The 16321-nt window shown below is 50.1% G+C and carries 16 protein-coding genes; 9 read left to right on the top strand and 7 right to left on the bottom strand.

Translation table 11 applies throughout. The features are described from left to right. Positions 1-570 precede the first annotated feature (570 nt). The 5 genes from FYJ51_RS10715 (at position 571) to FYJ51_RS10695 (ending at position 3904) form a co-directional block, all read left to right on the top strand. Positions 571-1830 carry an MATE family efflux transporter gene (locus FYJ51_RS10715; RefSeq protein WP_154505562.1) on the top strand — a complete coding sequence of 420 codons (1260 nt, stop codon included), beginning with the start codon at positions 571-573 and terminating at the stop codon, positions 1828-1830. 157 nt (positions 1831-1987) lie between these two features. Next, the gene (locus FYJ51_RS10710) at positions 1988-2128 is read left to right on the top strand and encodes a hypothetical protein (RefSeq protein WP_154505561.1); all 141 of its coding nucleotides are present in this window, start codon (positions 1988-1990) and stop codon (positions 2126-2128) included. A 24-nt stretch (positions 2129-2152) separates the two neighbouring features. Next, entirely contained in the window at positions 2153-2473 is a 321-nt protein-coding gene (locus FYJ51_RS10705) for a metalloprotease family protein (RefSeq protein WP_268892648.1), read from the top strand. A 103-nt stretch (positions 2474-2576) separates the two neighbouring features. Then, positions 2577-3134 (top strand): elongation factor P, encoded by a 558-nt coding sequence (efp, locus tag FYJ51_RS10700; RefSeq protein WP_105303226.1) that lies wholly within the window; start codon positions 2577-2579, stop codon positions 3132-3134. Positions 3135-3154: 20 nt separating this feature from the next. Next, entirely contained in the window at positions 3155-3904 is a 750-nt protein-coding gene (locus tag FYJ51_RS10695; protein WP_105303227.1) for an SDR family NAD(P)-dependent oxidoreductase, read from the top strand. Positions 3905-3936: 32 nt separating this feature from the next. Here the strand turns inward: FYJ51_RS10695 and FYJ51_RS10690 are convergent, their stop codons facing one another. Next, positions 3937-5193 carry a methionine gamma-lyase family protein gene (locus FYJ51_RS10690; RefSeq protein WP_154505559.1) on the bottom strand — a complete coding sequence of 419 codons (1257 nt, stop codon included), beginning with the start codon at positions 5191-5193 and terminating at the stop codon, positions 3937-3939. A 105-nt stretch (positions 5194-5298) separates the two neighbouring features. On the opposite strand from FYJ51_RS10690, the gene FYJ51_RS10685 reads away from it, so the two are divergent. Together FYJ51_RS10685 and FYJ51_RS10680 are read left to right on the top strand one after the other, a co-directional pair. Continuing rightward, positions 5299-6351, top strand: coding sequence for a YdcF family protein (locus FYJ51_RS10685; RefSeq protein ID WP_154505558.1), 1053 nt, complete (start codon positions 5299-5301; stop codon positions 6349-6351). 62 nt (positions 6352-6413) lie between these two features. After that, entirely contained in the window at positions 6414-8075 is a 1662-nt protein-coding gene (locus FYJ51_RS10680) for a diphosphate--fructose-6-phosphate 1-phosphotransferase (protein WP_154505557.1), read from the top strand. 103 nt (positions 8076-8178) lie between these two features. Here the strand turns inward: FYJ51_RS10680 and rlmD are convergent, their stop codons facing one another. From rlmD to FYJ51_RS10665, 3 genes are read right to left on the bottom strand one after another with little or no spacing between them, the layout of a single operon-like run. Beyond that, positions 8179-9510 (bottom strand): 23S rRNA (uracil(1939)-C(5))-methyltransferase RlmD, encoded by a 1332-nt coding sequence (rlmD, locus tag FYJ51_RS10675; RefSeq protein ID WP_154505555.1) that lies wholly within the window; start codon positions 9508-9510, stop codon positions 8179-8181. 2 nt (positions 9511-9512) lie between these two features. Further along, on the bottom strand, positions 9513-10619 hold the full coding sequence (locus FYJ51_RS10670) for a DHHW family protein (RefSeq protein WP_154505553.1): 1107 nt from the start codon (positions 10617-10619) through the stop codon (positions 9513-9515). A gap of 10 nt (positions 10620-10629) precedes the next feature. Next, the gene (locus tag FYJ51_RS10665) at positions 10630-12024 is read right to left on the bottom strand and encodes an MBOAT family O-acyltransferase (protein ID WP_154505551.1); all 1395 of its coding nucleotides are present in this window, start codon (positions 12022-12024) and stop codon (positions 10630-10632) included. Between the two features lie 98 nt (positions 12025-12122). Between FYJ51_RS10665 and FYJ51_RS10660 the strand changes: the two genes are divergently transcribed. After that, on the top strand, positions 12123-13349 hold the full coding sequence (locus tag FYJ51_RS10660; protein ID WP_105303234.1) for a class I SAM-dependent rRNA methyltransferase: 1227 nt from the start codon (positions 12123-12125) through the stop codon (positions 13347-13349). A gap of 144 nt (positions 13350-13493) precedes the next feature. Further along, complete coding sequence (locus FYJ51_RS10655; RefSeq protein WP_154505549.1) at positions 13494-13991, top strand: hypothetical protein; 498 nt, start codon at positions 13494-13496, stop codon at positions 13989-13991. Positions 13992-14239: 248 nt separating this feature from the next. Here the strand turns inward: FYJ51_RS10655 and FYJ51_RS10650 are convergent, their stop codons facing one another. Genes FYJ51_RS10650 through FYJ51_RS10640 form a run of 3 tightly spaced genes read right to left on the bottom strand, consistent with a single transcriptional unit; the run spans position 14240 to position 16245 of the window. Further along, positions 14240-14473, bottom strand: coding sequence for a hypothetical protein (locus tag FYJ51_RS10650; protein WP_105303236.1), 234 nt, complete (start codon positions 14471-14473; stop codon positions 14240-14242). 46 nt (positions 14474-14519) lie between these two features. Next, the gene (locus FYJ51_RS10645; protein ID WP_204378567.1) at positions 14520-15260 is read right to left on the bottom strand and encodes an NAD-dependent protein deacylase; all 741 of its coding nucleotides are present in this window, start codon (positions 15258-15260) and stop codon (positions 14520-14522) included. Continuing rightward, positions 15211-16245, bottom strand: a complete 1035-nt coding sequence (locus FYJ51_RS10640; protein ID WP_167836467.1) for a helix-turn-helix transcriptional regulator — start codon at positions 16243-16245, stop codon at positions 15211-15213. The genes FYJ51_RS10645 and FYJ51_RS10640 overlap by 50 nt, the downstream gene beginning before the upstream one ends. Between the last annotated feature and the right edge of the window lie 76 nt (positions 16246-16321).

The raw sequence follows: 16321 nt of genomic DNA, 5'->3' as shown, positions 1-16321 counted from the left end.
CGGTATATGCCTATACGCAGGAAAGGCCAGGAATACACCCAGGTAATCCTGACCTTACCATTGTAGATTCATATGCTCATGACAGCTCAATCAGGACTGGATTCTTCCTGATTTCATAATAGAAAAAATAGTGGCTGTTAAGCCACTATTGAACAGCTTCGATGATATGTGGTTCAAAACTCCGGAGCTTTTCCGTGCTTCTTCCACAGCTCTGCGTGAACATGCAAGCATGATTTCTGCTCAGGCTTTATAATAGACATAAACTGCTCAAAAAGACGGGGTACACGAAACTGTGGTATAATGCCTTTGCAGGAATGATATGAGAATCAATGCGTGAATGCATGGTTTTGTCTGGAGAAGCTTCTTTTCATGCGGAACTGATGACCTTAAGGCATTCTCTCGGAAACTGATGAGAAATTTCCAGGACAGAAAGAATTCTTTTCTGCGGCTTCTGGGAGGTAGCTGATTCTGAATACACGATTAAATGAAAAAGATCTTCTGGACGGTGACCTTAGAAAAGTATTTGGCCATTACCTGATTTCTTCAGTCAGCGCGGCATTTCTGATCGCTGTGAATTTTCTGATTGATACGATCTGCGTCGGTCAGAAGATCGGCGAAGGCGGAATCGCAGCACTGAATGTATCCGTTCCGGTAACCGGACTGCTCTATGCGCTTGGCTATATGTTTGCCTATGGCTCCAGCAATCTCTTTTCGCACGAAATCGGAGCGGGAAACCGGAAAAAAGCCAGAGTATACTATGGCACCGCATTTAAGACGTTAGCTGGAATTTCCCTCGTGATNATGATTCTGGGAATGGTGTTTGCAGAGCAGATTACCTGGGCTCTCTGCGATGGAGCATCATTTTATAAAGAGTCATACAGATATCTGTTTTATGTGTTTGCTTTTGCACCTTTTTACTGTCTGGAGACGTTTTATAACGTTTATATGCGCAATGATGGCAAGCCTGCGCTTTCGGCAATCGCGACGCTGGTCTCTACCAGCGTGAATATCGGTCTGGATTTTCTTCTGGTATGGGTGTTTCCTTTCGGGCTGGCAGGTGCTTCTGCAGCAACTGGCATCGGTTTGGTCTGCGGGTTCCTGATTGAATTTCTGCAGACGTTCCGCAAGGATTCTTCTCTGCAGGTGAATCGCTGCGGATATTCACCTGCCTATCTGAAGAAAGTCGTGATAACAGGTTTCTCAAGCTTTATCCGGGAGTTTTCACGGTCGTTTCTGGTTCTGATCATCAATATCGTTCTTCTGAATCTTGCCGGAGAAACAGCAGTTGCAGTATATGGAGTCATTGCTAATCTTGGCAATGTCATCGTCTGTGCGCTTTCCGGTGTCTCGAATGCAATTCAGCCCGTGATTGCCGTGAATCTTGGAGCAAAGAAGCATGATCGGATTCACCGGCTGTTCCGGATGGGATTGCTGACTGCAGCCTTCTCTGCATCTGCATACACCATCTATGCAGAAATACATCCGGAAATGCTGATCTCCATTTTTCTGGATCACCCGACACAAGAGCTCGTCGCCATGTGTATCCCCGGGATCCGGATCGTCTCTCCTGGTTATATTGCGGCAGGCATTACAACGGTATGCAATGTCTATATGGAAAGCACGCTCCGTCCGCGCAGCGCGGCGAGAGTTGCAGTTGTTCAGGGTTTTATTTCGCCGATTGCATCAGTTCTGATCCTGGTGCCTTTTCTTGGAACTCAAGGTGTCTGGATTGCTTTTCTGATTGCGGAACTGATCAGTCTTGCCATTGCGATTCATACGGAAAAGGCCAGCCGGATAGGGGTCCTTCCGGATGATGGAGAGTTTGCATAAGCTTTGCTTTACATAGGGGTATCAGTAAACTGAATACATGGAATCATCAGAGATCCGCATCTGCTTTTCGAAGAGAGGGTTCAGATGCGAATGGATCCCCTATCTGAGAAGACAGATGCCGATCTTCACGGAAACAGAAAAATGAGGAGACCCAATCATGAGATTGCATTGGAAAGGAACCTATAACGGCGATGAGAATCGTCTTGCCCGCTGGGATCATCCGGAAGGAACAGTGGCCTTTCAGGAAGCAGAAACCCGCAGGAGCTGGCAAGGAAAGCAGGAATCCTTTCTGGACTGATTCTAATCGTGGCTGGCGGTCTGCTTGCCGTCCGGGGAAGAGGTATCTCTGTATTTTTATCTGAGCCATGGAATGCTGTTTGTACAAGGAACAGAGGATATGACGAAAGCACGGTTCATCGCGATGTCGATGCTGCCGAATCTGGTATCCGGTGTGATTCCTTATGTGATGTTTCTGATCCGCCCTGAATGGGCGATGGCTGGTGTGTTCGGAATGTTCTGCCTTTCTGCAGGTGAATACCTGAATGTCTGGCCGGCTGTCACGCAGATGCTTCCTGGTGCACTGACCTTTCTGGATGGGTTTCATTCCTGCTGGTATCTGTCCTCTAGGAAACAGGAGTCCTGAGGCGGAATATATCGCTTTCTGATGCAGGGAAACAAAGGAAGGATATTGAACTGTAAAACGAGAATTGATATAATTCAGACGCGTTTGAAAAAGGTGGAAAGATATGGCAATTGAAGCAGGAGATTTTAAAACAGGATTAACAGTTATGGTTGATGGCGATCCGTGGGTCGTCCTCGATTTCCAGCATGTCAAGCCGGGCAAAGGTGCGGCAATTCTCAAGACCAAGATGAAGAACCTGAAGACCGGTTCCACGCAGGAGCGCAATTTCAACGCTTCCACGAAGTTCGAAGCAGCGCAGATCGAGCGCAAGCAGGTTCAGTATTCCTATGAAGCAGATAATACCTACTACTTCATGGATATGGAAACGTTTGAGACCTATGAGCTGAGTGAAGAGAAGGTCGGCTTCAGCAAATACTTCCTGATCGAAGGAATGAACGTCACCCTGATGTTCTTCGATGGCAGCGTGCTGGATGTATCTCTGCCTGATAAGGTTGAGCTCACCGTTGCAGAAACCTCTCCGGCAATCAAAGGTGCTCCGTCCACACAGACCAAGGATGCTACGACTGATACAGGTCTGACGCTCCGGGTTCCGCAGTTCGTGGAGCAGGGCGAGAAGATTCTGGTTTCGACTGCTGACGGAAAGTATTCTTCAAGAGCCTGAGTTCCAGGCTCTTTTTTATCATGAAGCAGAAAACAGTACTCATTACCGGGGGAGCCAGAGGGATCGGAAGGGCAATTGCCCTGGAGCTTGCTGCAGAGCAGTATCAGATTGTGATCAATTACCTGCATTCTTCGCTTGAGGCGGAAGAACTGCAGAATGAAATTTCTTCCCGTTATGGCGTTTCCTGCATGGCAATCCAGGCTGATGTCTCAAGTGAGGATGAGGTGGAGCAGATGTTCTCAGAGATCGATCAGAAGTTCGGCGGAACGGATGTTCTGATCAATAATGCTGCGGTGGATCTTTCCAACCTGTTTCATCTGAAGACAGCCGAAGAATTCCGGCGGACCATGGATGTCAATGTCATCGGCGCATTCCTCTGCGCAAAGCGGGCAGCTCTGCATATGAAAGAAGCAGGCTGGGGAAGAATCCTCAATATCTCTTCCACCAATGGCATGAATACGTATTATCCGATGTGCATCGACTATGATGCCTCAAAGGCAGCACTCAATTCCCTGACTCATGATCTGGCCATGCAGTATGCACCGGAAATTCATGTCAATGCGATTGCACCGGGATTCATCGGTTCCGAGAGCGAACTGGATGGCTACGATGCAGAATTTCTGAAAGAAGAAACCGATAAGATTCTCGTGAAGCGGTATGGCAAGCCTGAGGAAGTTGCCCACCTGGTGAAATTCCTGATCAGCGATCAGGCAGATTACATCAATAATACGATTATACGGATTGATGGCGGACAGGCCGGAAGTATCTGAAAAAGAAAAGGCAGGAATTCAGATTTCCTGTCTTATTTTCGGTTTCTGATTTTCGCAAGTGCCAGCATGATGGAAAGCTTTCCGTATTCCGGAGTCATGCCGCCTTGCAGATAGAGCGTATAAGGAGGAATGACCGGCGCATCGGCGCTGAGCTCAATTGTGCTTCCCTGCGTGAAGGCACCGCAGGCCATGACTTCATCAAACGGATAGCCTGGCATCGGAGCGGGCAGCACATGCACATAGGAATCAATCGGAGAAGATTCCTGGATTCCCTGTGTGAAACTGACCAGGTTCTCCTCGGTTCCCAGTTCCACTGTCTGAATGATATCGGTACGGAATTCATCATAGCGCGGAGATACATTGGGGAACCCGAGCTTCTCCATCATATAAGCTGCAAAGACCTGTGTCTTCAAGGCACTGCTGACTGCTTTGGGAGCCATGAAGATGCCCTTGAAGAAGGAATTGTTCTGATTGAAATCCGCGCCGAGATCCTTGCCGATGCCTGGCGAAGTCAGGCGGTCAGCGACCATTTCGATGAGATCACTTCTTCCGGCAACGTAACCGCCTGTAGAAGCGATGCCGCCGCCGAGATTCTTCATCAGCGAACCAACCACGAGATCCGCTCCGACATGGCCTGGTTCCTGCTTTTCGACGAGCTCGCCATAGCAGTTGTCAACCATGATGATGACCTCCGGATTGACTTTGCGGATTTCTGAGATCATATGGCCGATCTTCTCGATCGTGAGGGACTTGCGGTGGGAGTAGCCTCTGGACCTCTGGATTTCTGCCAGTTTCACATCTTTGCTCTTCAGACGTTCAATGATCGCAGATTCATTGAATTCGTCATTCACGAGATCGATCTGCTCATACTTCACGCCGTTTGCTTTCAATGACTGAGTCGAGTCTCCGCATAATCCGATCATCTCCTGCAGAGAATCATAAGGAGTGCCGGTCAGCGAGATCATCGTGTCTCCGTATTTCAGCATCGAGGAAAATGCGAGATAGAGCGCATTGGTTCCGCTCATGATCTGCGGCCGCACCAGTGCATCTTCACACCCGAGCACGGTTGCGAAGATCTTTTCCAGCTTGTCTCTTCCGGTATCGTAGTTTCCGTAGCCGTTCATCTCGGCAAAATCAGTATAAGCAACCTGATTCTCGAGAAAGGCAGAAAGAATGCGGTCGGAATTGTACATGCATACCTCATCAATCTGTCCGTAGATATTCTTCAGATCGTTTTCAGACTGATCTGCAAGTGTCTTCAATTCTTCTGGTATCTGATCTATCAGCATTTTCTATTTCCTTCCGCAATGCCAGTCTATTATGAAACGAAAGCGCCGAAAAAGAAATGAGAAATATCCGGGAATGAGCTATCATGAAAACCGGAGAAGATCAGGATGACCATTGAACAATACTTCAGAAATCTTGCGTCGGCAGCGTTCGTGCCGCTGTTTTTCTGGGCTGTGCTCGCAGTTTCGATGCATCAAGACCGCAGCCGCTACCGCAATACGATCTATCTGATGCTGGCTATGGTTTCCTCGCTGCCGTTTGCAGCAGCGCTGTTCGGGCCGGCGGAACAGACTGCGGCCGGAGTGATTTCTGCGGGAATTCTTATTCTGCTGCTGGCAGTACCATATATGCTGATTGCCAATGGTGTCACGATGATTCGTAAAGAGGGCAGGAGGCTTGCAGATCTTCTGTCTCTTCTGATGGGAATTCTCGTAGGAACTGGTGAACTGAGTTTCTTTCTGTTCATTCTGCTGCCATATCTTTCATCTGGAGCTTCTGGTACTGCCGGAAACATCTCAAAGGTCCAGATGTCGCTGCTTTTCATCGGACTGTCAGTGATTTGTTTTTCACTGGTGTTTGTATCATTCATGTTTTATACGCGCTTCATGGGCATTCTTCCGATCCGGAAGGACTTCGATTGCTGCATCATCCTGGGCTGCGGACTTCTCGCGGGCGGAAAGGTATCGAAGCTTCTGGCAGGAAGACTGGATAAAGCCATTGAACTGTATCGCAAGGATCCGACGCCGCCGGTCATGATTCCTTCCGGCGGTCAGGGACCTGACGAAGCAGTTTCGGAAGCCTCAGCGATGCGGGACTACCTGATTGCAAATGGCATTCCCGAAGATATGATCCGCATCGAGGACAAGTCAGCGAATACCGAGGAGAATATCCGCAATTCGATGAAGATTCTGAATACCTGTCCGGGGGATCAATATACCGCTGTCGTCACAAGCGATTATCACGTATACCGGGCTCTTCGCATCTGCAAGAAAGAAGGCCTGAAGTGCACCGGCATTGGTTCCCGAACAGCTTCGTATTACTGGCCCAGTGCCTTGATCCGCGAATTTGCAGCCGTGCATCGGGAGCCGAAGCATCTTGCCCTTCTGCTGGCCGGGTGGACTTTGATTCTGATTCCGTACCTGTATGCGGTTCTGCAGTAAAAAGTTCACCGGCAGGGCAGATTTTCTGATAGGATTCTGTATGGAGAAAAGGAGAGTAGAATATGGAAATTTCACCGCTTCAGAAAGAAAGACTCAAGTATGAACCGAAGCTGCCGGGAATGCTGAGACATGGCGTTTCCGAGATCAGCGTACAGGAGGGTGAAGCAACCCAGTCTGTTGCAGACCAGGAAAAGATCAAGGCACTGTTCCCGAATACGTATGGCAAGAAGGAAATCACCTTCGTCAAGGGAGCGAATACTTCCTCTGCCAAGAAGCAGGTCGTAGGCGTCATTCTGTCCGGCGGCCAGGCACCTGGCGGACATAACGTCATCAGCGGTTTATATGATGCCCTCAAGGCAGCCAGCCGTGACAATGTGCTGATTGGTTTCAAGGGAGGCCCGAGCGGACTGGTTAATGATGAATATGTAGAGTTCGATGATGCCTTCATCGATGCATACCGCAACACCGGCGGATTCGATATCATCGGTTCCGGTCGTACGAAGATTGAAACAGAAGAGCAGTTCAAGGCTGCAGAAGCAACTGCAAAGAAGCACGGACTGACCGCTGTTGTCATCATCGGCGGCGATGATTCCAATACGAACGCCGCAGTGCTGGCGGAATACTTTGCTGCTCACAAGAGCGGTGTTCAGGTCATCGGCTGCCCGAAGACTATCGACGGCGACCTGAAGAACGACGACATCGAGTGCTCCTTCGGTTTCGATACTGCAACGAAGACGTATTCCGAACTGATCGGCAACATCGAGCGTGATGCAAACTCTGCCAAGAAGTACTGGCACTTCATCAAGGTTATGGGCAGATCTGCTTCCCATGTCGCTCTGGAGTGCGCTCTGGAAACCCAGCCGAATATCTGCCTCATCGGCGAAGAAGTTGCAGCGAAGAAGATGTCTCTCAGCCAGATCGCTGACTACATCGCAGACTCTGTTGCCACAAGAGCAGAGAAGGGCATGAACTTCGGTGTTGCCATTATTCCGGAAGGAATCGTTGAATTCGTTCCGGAATTCGGAACGCTGATTGCTGAGATCAATGAACTGCTGGCTGGCGAAAAGGCAAAGGCATTCAATGAGCTTCCTTCCTGGAATGAGAAGTATGAATTCATCCGCAAGGGTCTCACCGGGAAGTCCTTCAAGGTCTTCGAGATTCTGCCAGAAGGCATTCAGAAGCAGCTGTTTTTGGAACGCGATCCTCATGGCAACGTTCAGGTTTCACTGATTGAATCTGAGAAGCTGTTTGCAGAGCTCGTTGCCAACAAGCTGGAAGAGCGCCGCAAGGCAGGAACCTATCATGGTTCCTTCAAGACTCAGCATCACTTCTTTGGCTATGAAGGAAGATGTGCATTCCCGTCCAACTTCGATGCAGATTACTGCTATTCCCTCGGCTATAACGCATTCATGCTGATCCAGTATGGTTATACCGGATATCTGTCCAAGATCTCCAATCTCTCGAAGCCGGCTGATCAGTGGGTTGCCGGCGGCATGCCGATCACGAAGATGATGAACATGGAACGCCGCAATGGTGAAGACAAGCCGGTGATCCGCAAGGCACTTGTCGAGCTCGACGGCAAGCCGTTCAGATATTTCGAAGCACATCGTGCAGAATGGGCATCAGAGACCTGCTACACCTATCCGGGCGCAATTCAGTACTACGGACCGTCTGATGTGTGTGATCTAACCACGAAGACGCTCGCTCTCGAAAAAGGAGAATAATCAGGAACAGAAGGAGAACTCAGTTTCTCCTTTTGTTATGCCCGCATGAGCCAGCTGCATAAAAAAACGGAGAGCGCTTCTCCGTTTGCGTTCCTGCGAGGATTCAGTGCATTCTTTCTGCTCTGGGCGGATTTCGCTTTTCCAGAACCGTGATGGATTCAATATGAGGGGTATTCGGGAACATGTCATACGGGATGATGGTACGCACGTCGTATGCCTGCTTCAGGACTCCGAGATTCTTGCCTAACGTAGCAGGATTGCAGGAGACATAGATGATCTTCCGGATCCCGGAAGTCAGCAGGGTTTCCAGCATCCGGTCTTCCATGCCGGACCGGGGCGGATCTGCCAGCAGCGTATCAACTGGTTTCCTGACCAGGATCTTCTGCAGTTCTTCCGCTGCATCTCCGCACCGGAACGAAACATTCTCAATATGATTCAGCTTTGCATTGGCCTCAGCATTCTCGATGGCCTGGCTGACAGAATCGATGCCGATGATCTCTTCTGCTTTCTCGTGTGCAGCCAGAGACATCGCACCCACGCCGCAATATGCCTCTAACAGGGTTGTGCATGGATCGATCTTGGCAACCGCCATACGGTAAAGCTCCGAGGCCTGCTCAGCATTTCTCTGGAAGAAGGATTCTGCTGAAAGACGCAGGGCAAGACCATTCATCTGAACCGTGATATACGGATCTCCTGCCAGAACTTTCGATGCCGTTCCGAAGATCGTCTGTGTCTTTCTGGCATCGTTGACAGACTGGACGACGCTGCACATGCCGGGAATCGAAGAAACCTGCTCGATGAACTGAGGCGGCAGCGTATCTCTGCCGGTGATCAGCGCACACTGGAAGGATCCCTCAATGCCTCTTAACACCAGATACCGCAGCCCATGTTCATTTTCAAATGCATGGATGCCAGCATCTTCTGCATAGCTCAGAATCTGGTTCTTCACATGATCCAGTTCTGGTGTATGCATTGCGCATTCGCCGATTGCGACAAATTTATTCGAGCCAGGCTCGTACATGCCGGCCGCAAGATGCCCGCGGATCGTTCCGGCTGGCAGCTTGCAGGAAGTGCGGTAATGCATCGAATGCGGAGATGGATGCACTTCCCGGACTACTTTATTTCTGATCTTCCCGTATTTCCAGAGCGCTTCTTCCAGCAGCTGTTTCTTGTACGCGAGCTGCGCGGGGGCTTTCATCTGCAGAAGCGGACAGCCGCCGCAGCGGTTCAGATATGGGCAGATCGGTGCCGAGATCCGATCGTCTGAACGTTTCAGAAGCTTCACGAGTTCTGCTTTCGCATACCGTTCATGATCTTCCGTGATCTTCACTTCTGCAGTCTCGCCAGGAAATACGCCAGGACAGAATACGGGTTTGCGGTCCAGGTAGCCGATGCCTTCTCCGTTGATACCGAGTTTTCGAAATTCGAGTTTCATAATTACCTCAGGAATGCCAGATTCATATCTGAGCAGAAGTTATCAAGACTATACAGGACATACACATCCTGATCGTCTTTCAGAAGATCGGAGACCGGACTGTGATAATAACGCAGATCAACCAGTTCAATCTCGCTGTATTCCGTTGCCAGAAACGGAATGAGAATATGGGAATAGCTGTCTTTGATCAGCAGGGCTTTCCTGCCGTTTGTCACATCAGTTCTGATGTCAACATAGGCATGATTGCCATCCACATAGTAAGTATACTTGTCTTTTTCATTCAGGCGATCCTTGCTGTAGAGACTGTTTTCCGTATGTTCATTGTCATAGTTCACAGTGACATTCTGTTCTCCGCTTTCCGGCGTGATCGTATAGATGCTGTCAAGCTTAGTCCAGAATGCCCCGGAACGGGAATACATCGTTCCTTCAAAGGAATCGCTTGCCAGCGTATACGTGAAGCGGTTCGGGTCCTTGTTCAGGACATTTCTGCAGATGGCGGCATAGCCCATATAAGCACCGGATTCATTCCAATGATGGTCGGTATGGAAATACATGCTCGGGCTCGGATCAGTGTGCTGGGTGAAATTGATGAAGTTCTGATCCGGGAACTTCTGAGAGATCTGGTTCAGCAGCGCTTCCTGATCCACATTCCACGCCCCGCCCGGAAGATCTGTTTCAGCACCCCAGGCAGCGGTAGGTACCAGAAGAATGTTGATCTTGATGTCATTGTTCTTCGCAAAGGTACTGACCTGTTCGATGTTCGATTCCAGATTCTTCTGATTCACATCCTGAAACGTCCCGATCAGGCGGTGTTCTCCGGCATAATAGACATTGTTATTCTCGATTGCCAGGGCAGCTCTCTTCACTCCGGACTTCAGCTCAATCCAGGCATCCCGGTGCACGAAGTGATCGCTGAACCATGTTTCAAAGTCATCATCGAACTTTCCGCTGAAGATATGAGAAACACTGAGCTCCGGTGCTTTCGCCAGCGTCCGGTTTTCGTTGTAGGAAACTTCTGCTTTCGGGGCCCACGCATTCCAGATCCCGAAGATCCCGATGAATGCCGCAAAGCAGCCGATCGTCAGATTTTCAATCGTTTTCTTCTTCATCGCTCATCCCTCAGAACCTGAAATACAGAAACGGATTGTAGCTGGCATCCACAATGAAGGCGGTGCACACAGCAAGTCCTGCCACCGTCAGCACCGGCACCAGCACTTCTCCTTTTTCTGTATTCAGAATGTTCCATCCTGTCTTTGCGATCGGCGTGCATGCAATGGTACTGACGATCAGAAGAACCATGTTATCACGGAGATAGAACCATGCCCGGCCATCTGCCAGCACTCCTGAAGCGAAGAACAGACTGGAAAGATATCCGCCGATCGCATTCAGATCCGTGAAGGCAAACAGCACCCAGCCGATCAGGAAGACGAAGATCGTATAGACATGCCGTACCCAGCCTGGCGACTTCTTCAGCCATTTCAGCAGGAACAGCTTCTCCATGATCAGAATCACTCCGTAATAGACTCCCCATAGGACAAAGTTCCAGGAAGCTCCATGCCAGAAGCCGGTCAGCAGCCAGACGATCATGATATTGATCAGCTGGCGCTTCAGACCATGTCGGTTTCCGCCAAGCGGAATATAGACATAATCGCGGAACCAGAAAGACAGCGTCATATGCCATCTGCGCCAGAATTCCGTGATGGAATCGGAAATATACGGATAATTGAAGTTCTCCGGGAAATCAAAGCCGAGCATCTTGCCAAGACCGATGGCCATATCCGAATATCCGGAGAAATCAAAATAGATCTGGAATGCATAGAGGATGATGCCAAGCCATGCGGTGAGCACGGAACGCTCAGAGACCGGCAGATGGGAGATCGTCTCGAAGACCTGTCCGGCATTATTTGCCAGCAGCACTTTCTTGCACAGGCCGACGATGAACCGGCGGGTGCCATCATAGAAGCTCTGCCTGCCCAGCGTGCGATGATCCAGCTGCTTTGCAACGTCGACATAACGCACGATCGGGCCGGCAATCAGCTGCGGAAACATGCAGACATAAGCACCGAAGGAGACCAGGCTCTTCTGGGGATCCGTCTGTTTCCGGTACAGATCGATCGGATAGGACATGGTCTGGAACGTGTAGAAACTGATGCCGATCGGAAGGCTCAGCCTGAGAATCGGAAGCGAAAGCCCGAGATGGTTCAGATTGGATGCGAAGAAGTCCCAGTATTTGAAGAACCCGAGCAGAGCAAGATTCACAACGATGCATCCCACCAGAAAATGCTTTGCTTTCTTCCGGTCAGAATCCCTGTAGCGGGAAATGAAATTGCCGAAAATCCAGTTCATCAGGATCGAGAAGATCATGACCAGGACATATACCGGTTCACCCCATCCATAGAAAAACAGGCTGACAAGCAGCAGAACGAGGTTCCGCCACCTCATCGGCACGAGATAATAGACTGCCAGAACAATCGGCAGATATGCAAACAGAAAGGTCAGACTGCTGAATACCATAGGTCCCTCACAACGAGGACCATTATACCGTTTAATCCTTCTATGCGCGCTTTGTTTTGCTCGATTCGTGTGCTACTATTTTGCCGGAGAAAACAGCAATGAAACAGAAACGTGAATTCCCGTCGGTGACGGTGACGAAGAAACAGGAGTTTTCTATCAGAAACGGGCATCCATGGGTGTATGAAGATGAACTGACGCAGTATCCGGAACGAGTGGAAAATGGCTCCCTGGTCGATGTATTCGGGCAGAAGGGGAACTATCTTGGAACTGGCTTCTGGTCCGGATCATCTAAGATCCGGATCCGGATTCTGGATCATAATGCCAACGAGAAATTCGATGAAGCATTCTTTGCACGACGGGCTGGCTATGCCATCAGCTATCGCAGAGATGTCATGGGTGATGATTTTTCTGCCTGCCGCTTAGTCCACGGCGAAGCCGACGGACTGCCTGGTCTTACCATTGACCGGTATGGCGATCTGCTCGTCAGCGAAGTGCTTTCGTATGGCACCGATCTGCATAAGAAGACGATCTATGAGGCGATCGTGCATGACCTCGAGGCTTCCGGAGAATCGATCCGCGGGCTCTATGAACGCAATGAAGGAGAACTGCGGAAGAAAGAAGGCCTGGAACAGTATAAAGGCTGGTATGATCTGGAAGGAAAACCTCATCCGGATTCCGTGATTACCGAGATCACCGAAAACGGCATCCGATATGAAGTCGATGTCGAGAATGGTCAGAAGACCGGGTTCTTCCTGGACCAGAAGTACAATCGCCTGGCCGTCAGAAAACTGGCTAGGGGAAAGAACGTGCTCGACTGCTGCACGCATACAGGCTCTTTTGCCTTGAATGCCGCGGCCGGAGGCGCAGCATCCGTGACCGCGGTCGATATTTCAGATACTGCTCTGAAGATGGCAGAAGCCAATGCGGAACGCAATGGCATGAAAGACAAGCTGTCATTCGTGCAGGCAGATCTTTTCGATCTTCTGCCGCGGCTGATCGAGGAACATGCGCATTACAACTTCATCATTCTCGATCCGCCTGCCTTCACGAAGAGCCGCAGAACGTTCCAGCATGCAAAGAGCGGTTATCAGAAGATCAATACGATGGCAATGCGCTTACTGCCAAGGGGAGGATATCTTGCGACGGCCTCCTGCAGCCACTTCATGCCCACTGAGGAATTCCGCGAGATCCTGAAAGTTTCGGCCCAGGAAGCAGGAGTCACTCTGAGAATCATTGAAGAACGTCACGCTGCCCCCGACCATCCGGTCATTGCGGCGATTCCGGAAACCGATTATCTGAAATTCTTCCTCCTTCAGATCCTCTGAATCGTACCCCGTCAATCATTGCTTTTCCTGCTTTTCCGGGAAAAGCTTTTCGTTTCACGTTCGGGAAAAATTGCTTGTGAAAGAACAGGAAAATGCATGAAAAAAGTGCTATAATTTCACTAGATTAGGGTACGGGAGGCGTTCATGTATAATATCAATGACATAGTAGTCTATCGCAGAGACGTTTGCAGAGTCGTTGGAAAACAGAAGAGCAGCTTCACTGGGGAAATGTGCTATGTTCTGGTGCCCTACGGGGCCGTAGACAACTCTGTCACGATGCAGGTTCCTGTCTCGAATAAAGGCGGGCATCTGAGAGATGTTGTCTCGAAAGAACGGATCGATGAGCTCTGCCGCAGCGCATCCTGCATGGAAACGCTGGAAAGCAAGCCGGCCAATATGAAGAGCCAGTATGCTGCTCTGATGAAGGGAGACAGTCTCGATGATCTGGTATGCATCATCAAGACTTCTTATCAGCGCAATCATGAGCGCCTGAAAAATCACAAGAAGCTTGCCAGCATCGATGGCGAATATCTTGCCAAGGCAGAGAAGCTGCTTTATACGGAAATGTCCGTTGCCATGAATCTGCCATATGATGAATGCAAGAAGTACTTTGAAAAGCAGGTCCGGAAATATTCAGGCTGAATGAGAGGAAGAGGAGACTTCCTCTTTTTTCTGATCGTGCAGGGAACCTGCATTGATCATGAATTTTCCGGGTTTTACGCTCAGCAAATCCTGATGCTGATGCGGGCGAGAGTCGCTTTCATCATCCATTCTGAGGGGGAGTCTTCGCTGAGGCTATGCATGCAGGTTTACCGATCTGCGGAGCTTTTTTGAAACACATCAAAGAAAAAGCCAGGATCATTGAACCCTGACTCTCTTAGAAATTGTGTTTATTCTGCTGCTGCAGAAGCACTTGCTTCAGCGGCAGGAGCAGCGGCCGCAGACTGGGTGGCACGGATGCCGAAGGTGCAGCTGACCGCTACCACAGCACAGATGATCAGCGTCCAGAGCAGCTGCTTCTTTGCGCTTGGTGCTTTGCGCAGAAATGCAATGATCCAGATAATCAGAATGATCGGCAGGGCAATCCAGCCAATCACCGCAGCAATTCCGAAAAAAGTATTCATCAATCAGTCCTCTTCTTTGTTCGACGTCATTCAGTATAGCAGATTCTCACTGAACGTGCAGATGCGGGAAGACGTCCTTGAAACTTGCCTGGATCAGGAGATCAGCATCCTGATCATACGGAGTCACGCTGCGGTTGATCAGCACCAGATGCTTGCCCGCAAAGTAGCGGATCAGTCCCGCTGCCGGATAGACGACCAGAGATGTGCCGAGCACGATCAGCACGTCCGCACTCTGAATTGCCGCAACAGCTCCTTCCAGGACCGGTTCGCTCAAGCCTTCTTCATAAAGCACGACATCCGGTTTGATGATGCCTCCGCAGACATCACAATGCGGAACGCCTGTACTTTCGGCGATGGTCTCTGCCGGAAAGAACTTCCCGCAGTTCATGCAGTAATTGCGCAGCACGGACCCATGAAGCTCATAGACGCGCTTCGAACCGGCTTTCTGATGCAGTCCGTCAATATTCTGGGTAACTACGCCGAGCGACTTTCCGGCGGCTTCGCAGGCTGCGATGAAGCGATGGGTTTCATTGGGCTCTGCCTTCAGATTCAGCATCTTATCCCGGTAGAAGCGGTAGAATTCCTCCGGGTTTTCTTCAAAAAAATGATGGCTGATGATCTCTTCCGGCGGAAACTTGTACTGCATGTGATAAAGACCATCCTGACTCCGGAAATCCGGAATGCCGCTGTCGGTGGATACGCCTGCACCGGTGAAGAAGACAATGTGTTTTCCCTGATCAATGATGTTCTGAAGCTTCTCCAGCTTCTGTTCCAGTGATTCTTCCATGAGACGCCTCCAGTTCTTTTCCATTATAAGTCGAATTGATCGAAGCAGCGATGCGGCAGAATTCTTCTATCAGGGAATCCGGAGCGATCACCCGGATCCTATCATAGAACTGCAGCAGCCAGCCGATCATGGTCGGCGTGACCGCAGAGCGGATGCTGGCGGTGAACGTATGATCCGTGACCTTCGAGATCAATAGATCCTGCCCGAACTGATCCAGCACCTGATTCAGCAGGGAAAGATCGAATTCCACGGTAATCGTGACCGGTGTGCCATGATACATCCGGAACGAGGACTGCAGATAGCGTTCCAGATCAAACGGCATCAGCGGTTCCGGAATGCCGGTGTCCTGGACGGAATCCATCTTGTCGATCCGGTAGTTCGAGAAGTCCTGATGCGCAGAATCACGGAAGATGCAGTAGTAGCGGGAGGCGTCTGAAACAATGGCATAAGGAACCATATGGTAATAGATTCCGTTTCTGCGATAGCTCCGTTCGCCTGACAGCGTGCGGTCAAAATACCGGAATTCAGCTGCCGAGCCCCTGGAGATGGCCTTCAGCAGGATCTCAATGGTCATCAGCACCTCATCATTTCCGGTCTTCGGAAGAGGCGACTGCGGCAGTTTCAGAAGCTTCTGATCTGCTTCGCTGAGCAATCCCCTGATCCTGTCCGAAAGCCGCTCTGCTGTTTCAGAAGACAGGGAAGGAGACTGGGTGATCAGATCAGTCACGACAAATGCTTCTGCCGGAGTCAGCAGATGATCGATCCAGTATCCCTGCTTTCCGCCGCTGCGGCTGAAATGGACCGGAACTCCTCTGTTCTTGAGCGCCTGGACACATGCATAGATTACCCGCCGCCCAGAAGGAACTCCCTCCAGTTCCAGCGCTGCCGACAGTTCCGGCATTGAAATCCTGTGCTGTTCATCTGATTGCGACTGCAGGATTTCCTGCACCATCAGAACACTGGCAATTGCTTCATCTTTCTTCATGCTGCTATTATACCGTTTTATGCACTGTACCGTATGGCGTACAGTGCTTCTGCCGGTTCTGCTTATCATCAGAATC

It is taken from the genome of Stecheria intestinalis (assembly GCF_009696165.1).
Lineage (GTDB): Bacteria > Bacillota_I > Bacilli_A > Erysipelotrichales > Erysipelotrichaceae > Bulleidia > Bulleidia intestinalis.
Note: the sequence above shows the minus strand (reverse complement) of the source record. Positions and strands in the feature narration are given on the sequence as shown.

Coding starts and splice junctions, on each gene's coding strand:
- FYJ51_RS10710 (WP_154505561.1), top strand. CDS start 1,988: ATGAGATTGCATTGGAAAGGAACCTATAACGGCGATGAGAATCGTCTT.
- efp (WP_105303226.1), top strand. CDS start 2,577: ATGGCAATTGAAGCAGGAGATTTTAAAACAGGATTAACAGTTATGGTT.
- FYJ51_RS10695 (WP_105303227.1), top strand. CDS start 3,155: ATGAAGCAGAAAACAGTACTCATTACCGGGGGAGCCAGAGGGATCGGA.
- FYJ51_RS10690 (WP_154505559.1), bottom strand. CDS start 5,193: ATGCTGATAGATCAGATACCAGAAGAATTGAAGACACTTGCAGATCAG.
- FYJ51_RS10685 (WP_154505558.1), top strand. CDS start 5,299: ATGACCATTGAACAATACTTCAGAAATCTTGCGTCGGCAGCGTTCGTG.
- FYJ51_RS10680 (WP_154505557.1), top strand. CDS start 6,414: ATGGAAATTTCACCGCTTCAGAAAGAAAGACTCAAGTATGAACCGAAG.
- rlmD (WP_154505555.1), bottom strand. CDS start 9,510: ATGAAACTCGAATTTCGAAAACTCGGTATCAACGGAGAAGGCATCGGC.
- FYJ51_RS10670 (WP_154505553.1), bottom strand. CDS start 10,619: ATGAAGAAGAAAACGATTGAAAATCTGACGATCGGCTGCTTTGCGGCA.
- FYJ51_RS10665 (WP_154505551.1), bottom strand. CDS start 12,024: ATGGTATTCAGCAGTCTGACCTTTCTGTTTGCATATCTGCCGATTGTT.
- FYJ51_RS10660 (WP_105303234.1), top strand. CDS start 12,123: ATGAAACAGAAACGTGAATTCCCGTCGGTGACGGTGACGAAGAAACAG.
- FYJ51_RS10655 (WP_154505549.1), top strand. CDS start 13,494: ATGTATAATATCAATGACATAGTAGTCTATCGCAGAGACGTTTGCAGA.
- FYJ51_RS10650 (WP_105303236.1), bottom strand. CDS start 14,473: ATGAATACTTTTTTCGGAATTGCTGCGGTGATTGGCTGGATTGCCCTG.
- FYJ51_RS10645 (WP_204378567.1), bottom strand. CDS start 15,260: ATGGAAGAATCACTGGAACAGAAGCTGGAGAAGCTTCAGAACATCATT.
- FYJ51_RS10640 (WP_167836467.1), bottom strand. CDS start 16,245: ATGAAGAAAGATGAAGCAATTGCCAGTGTTCTGATGGTGCAGGAAATC.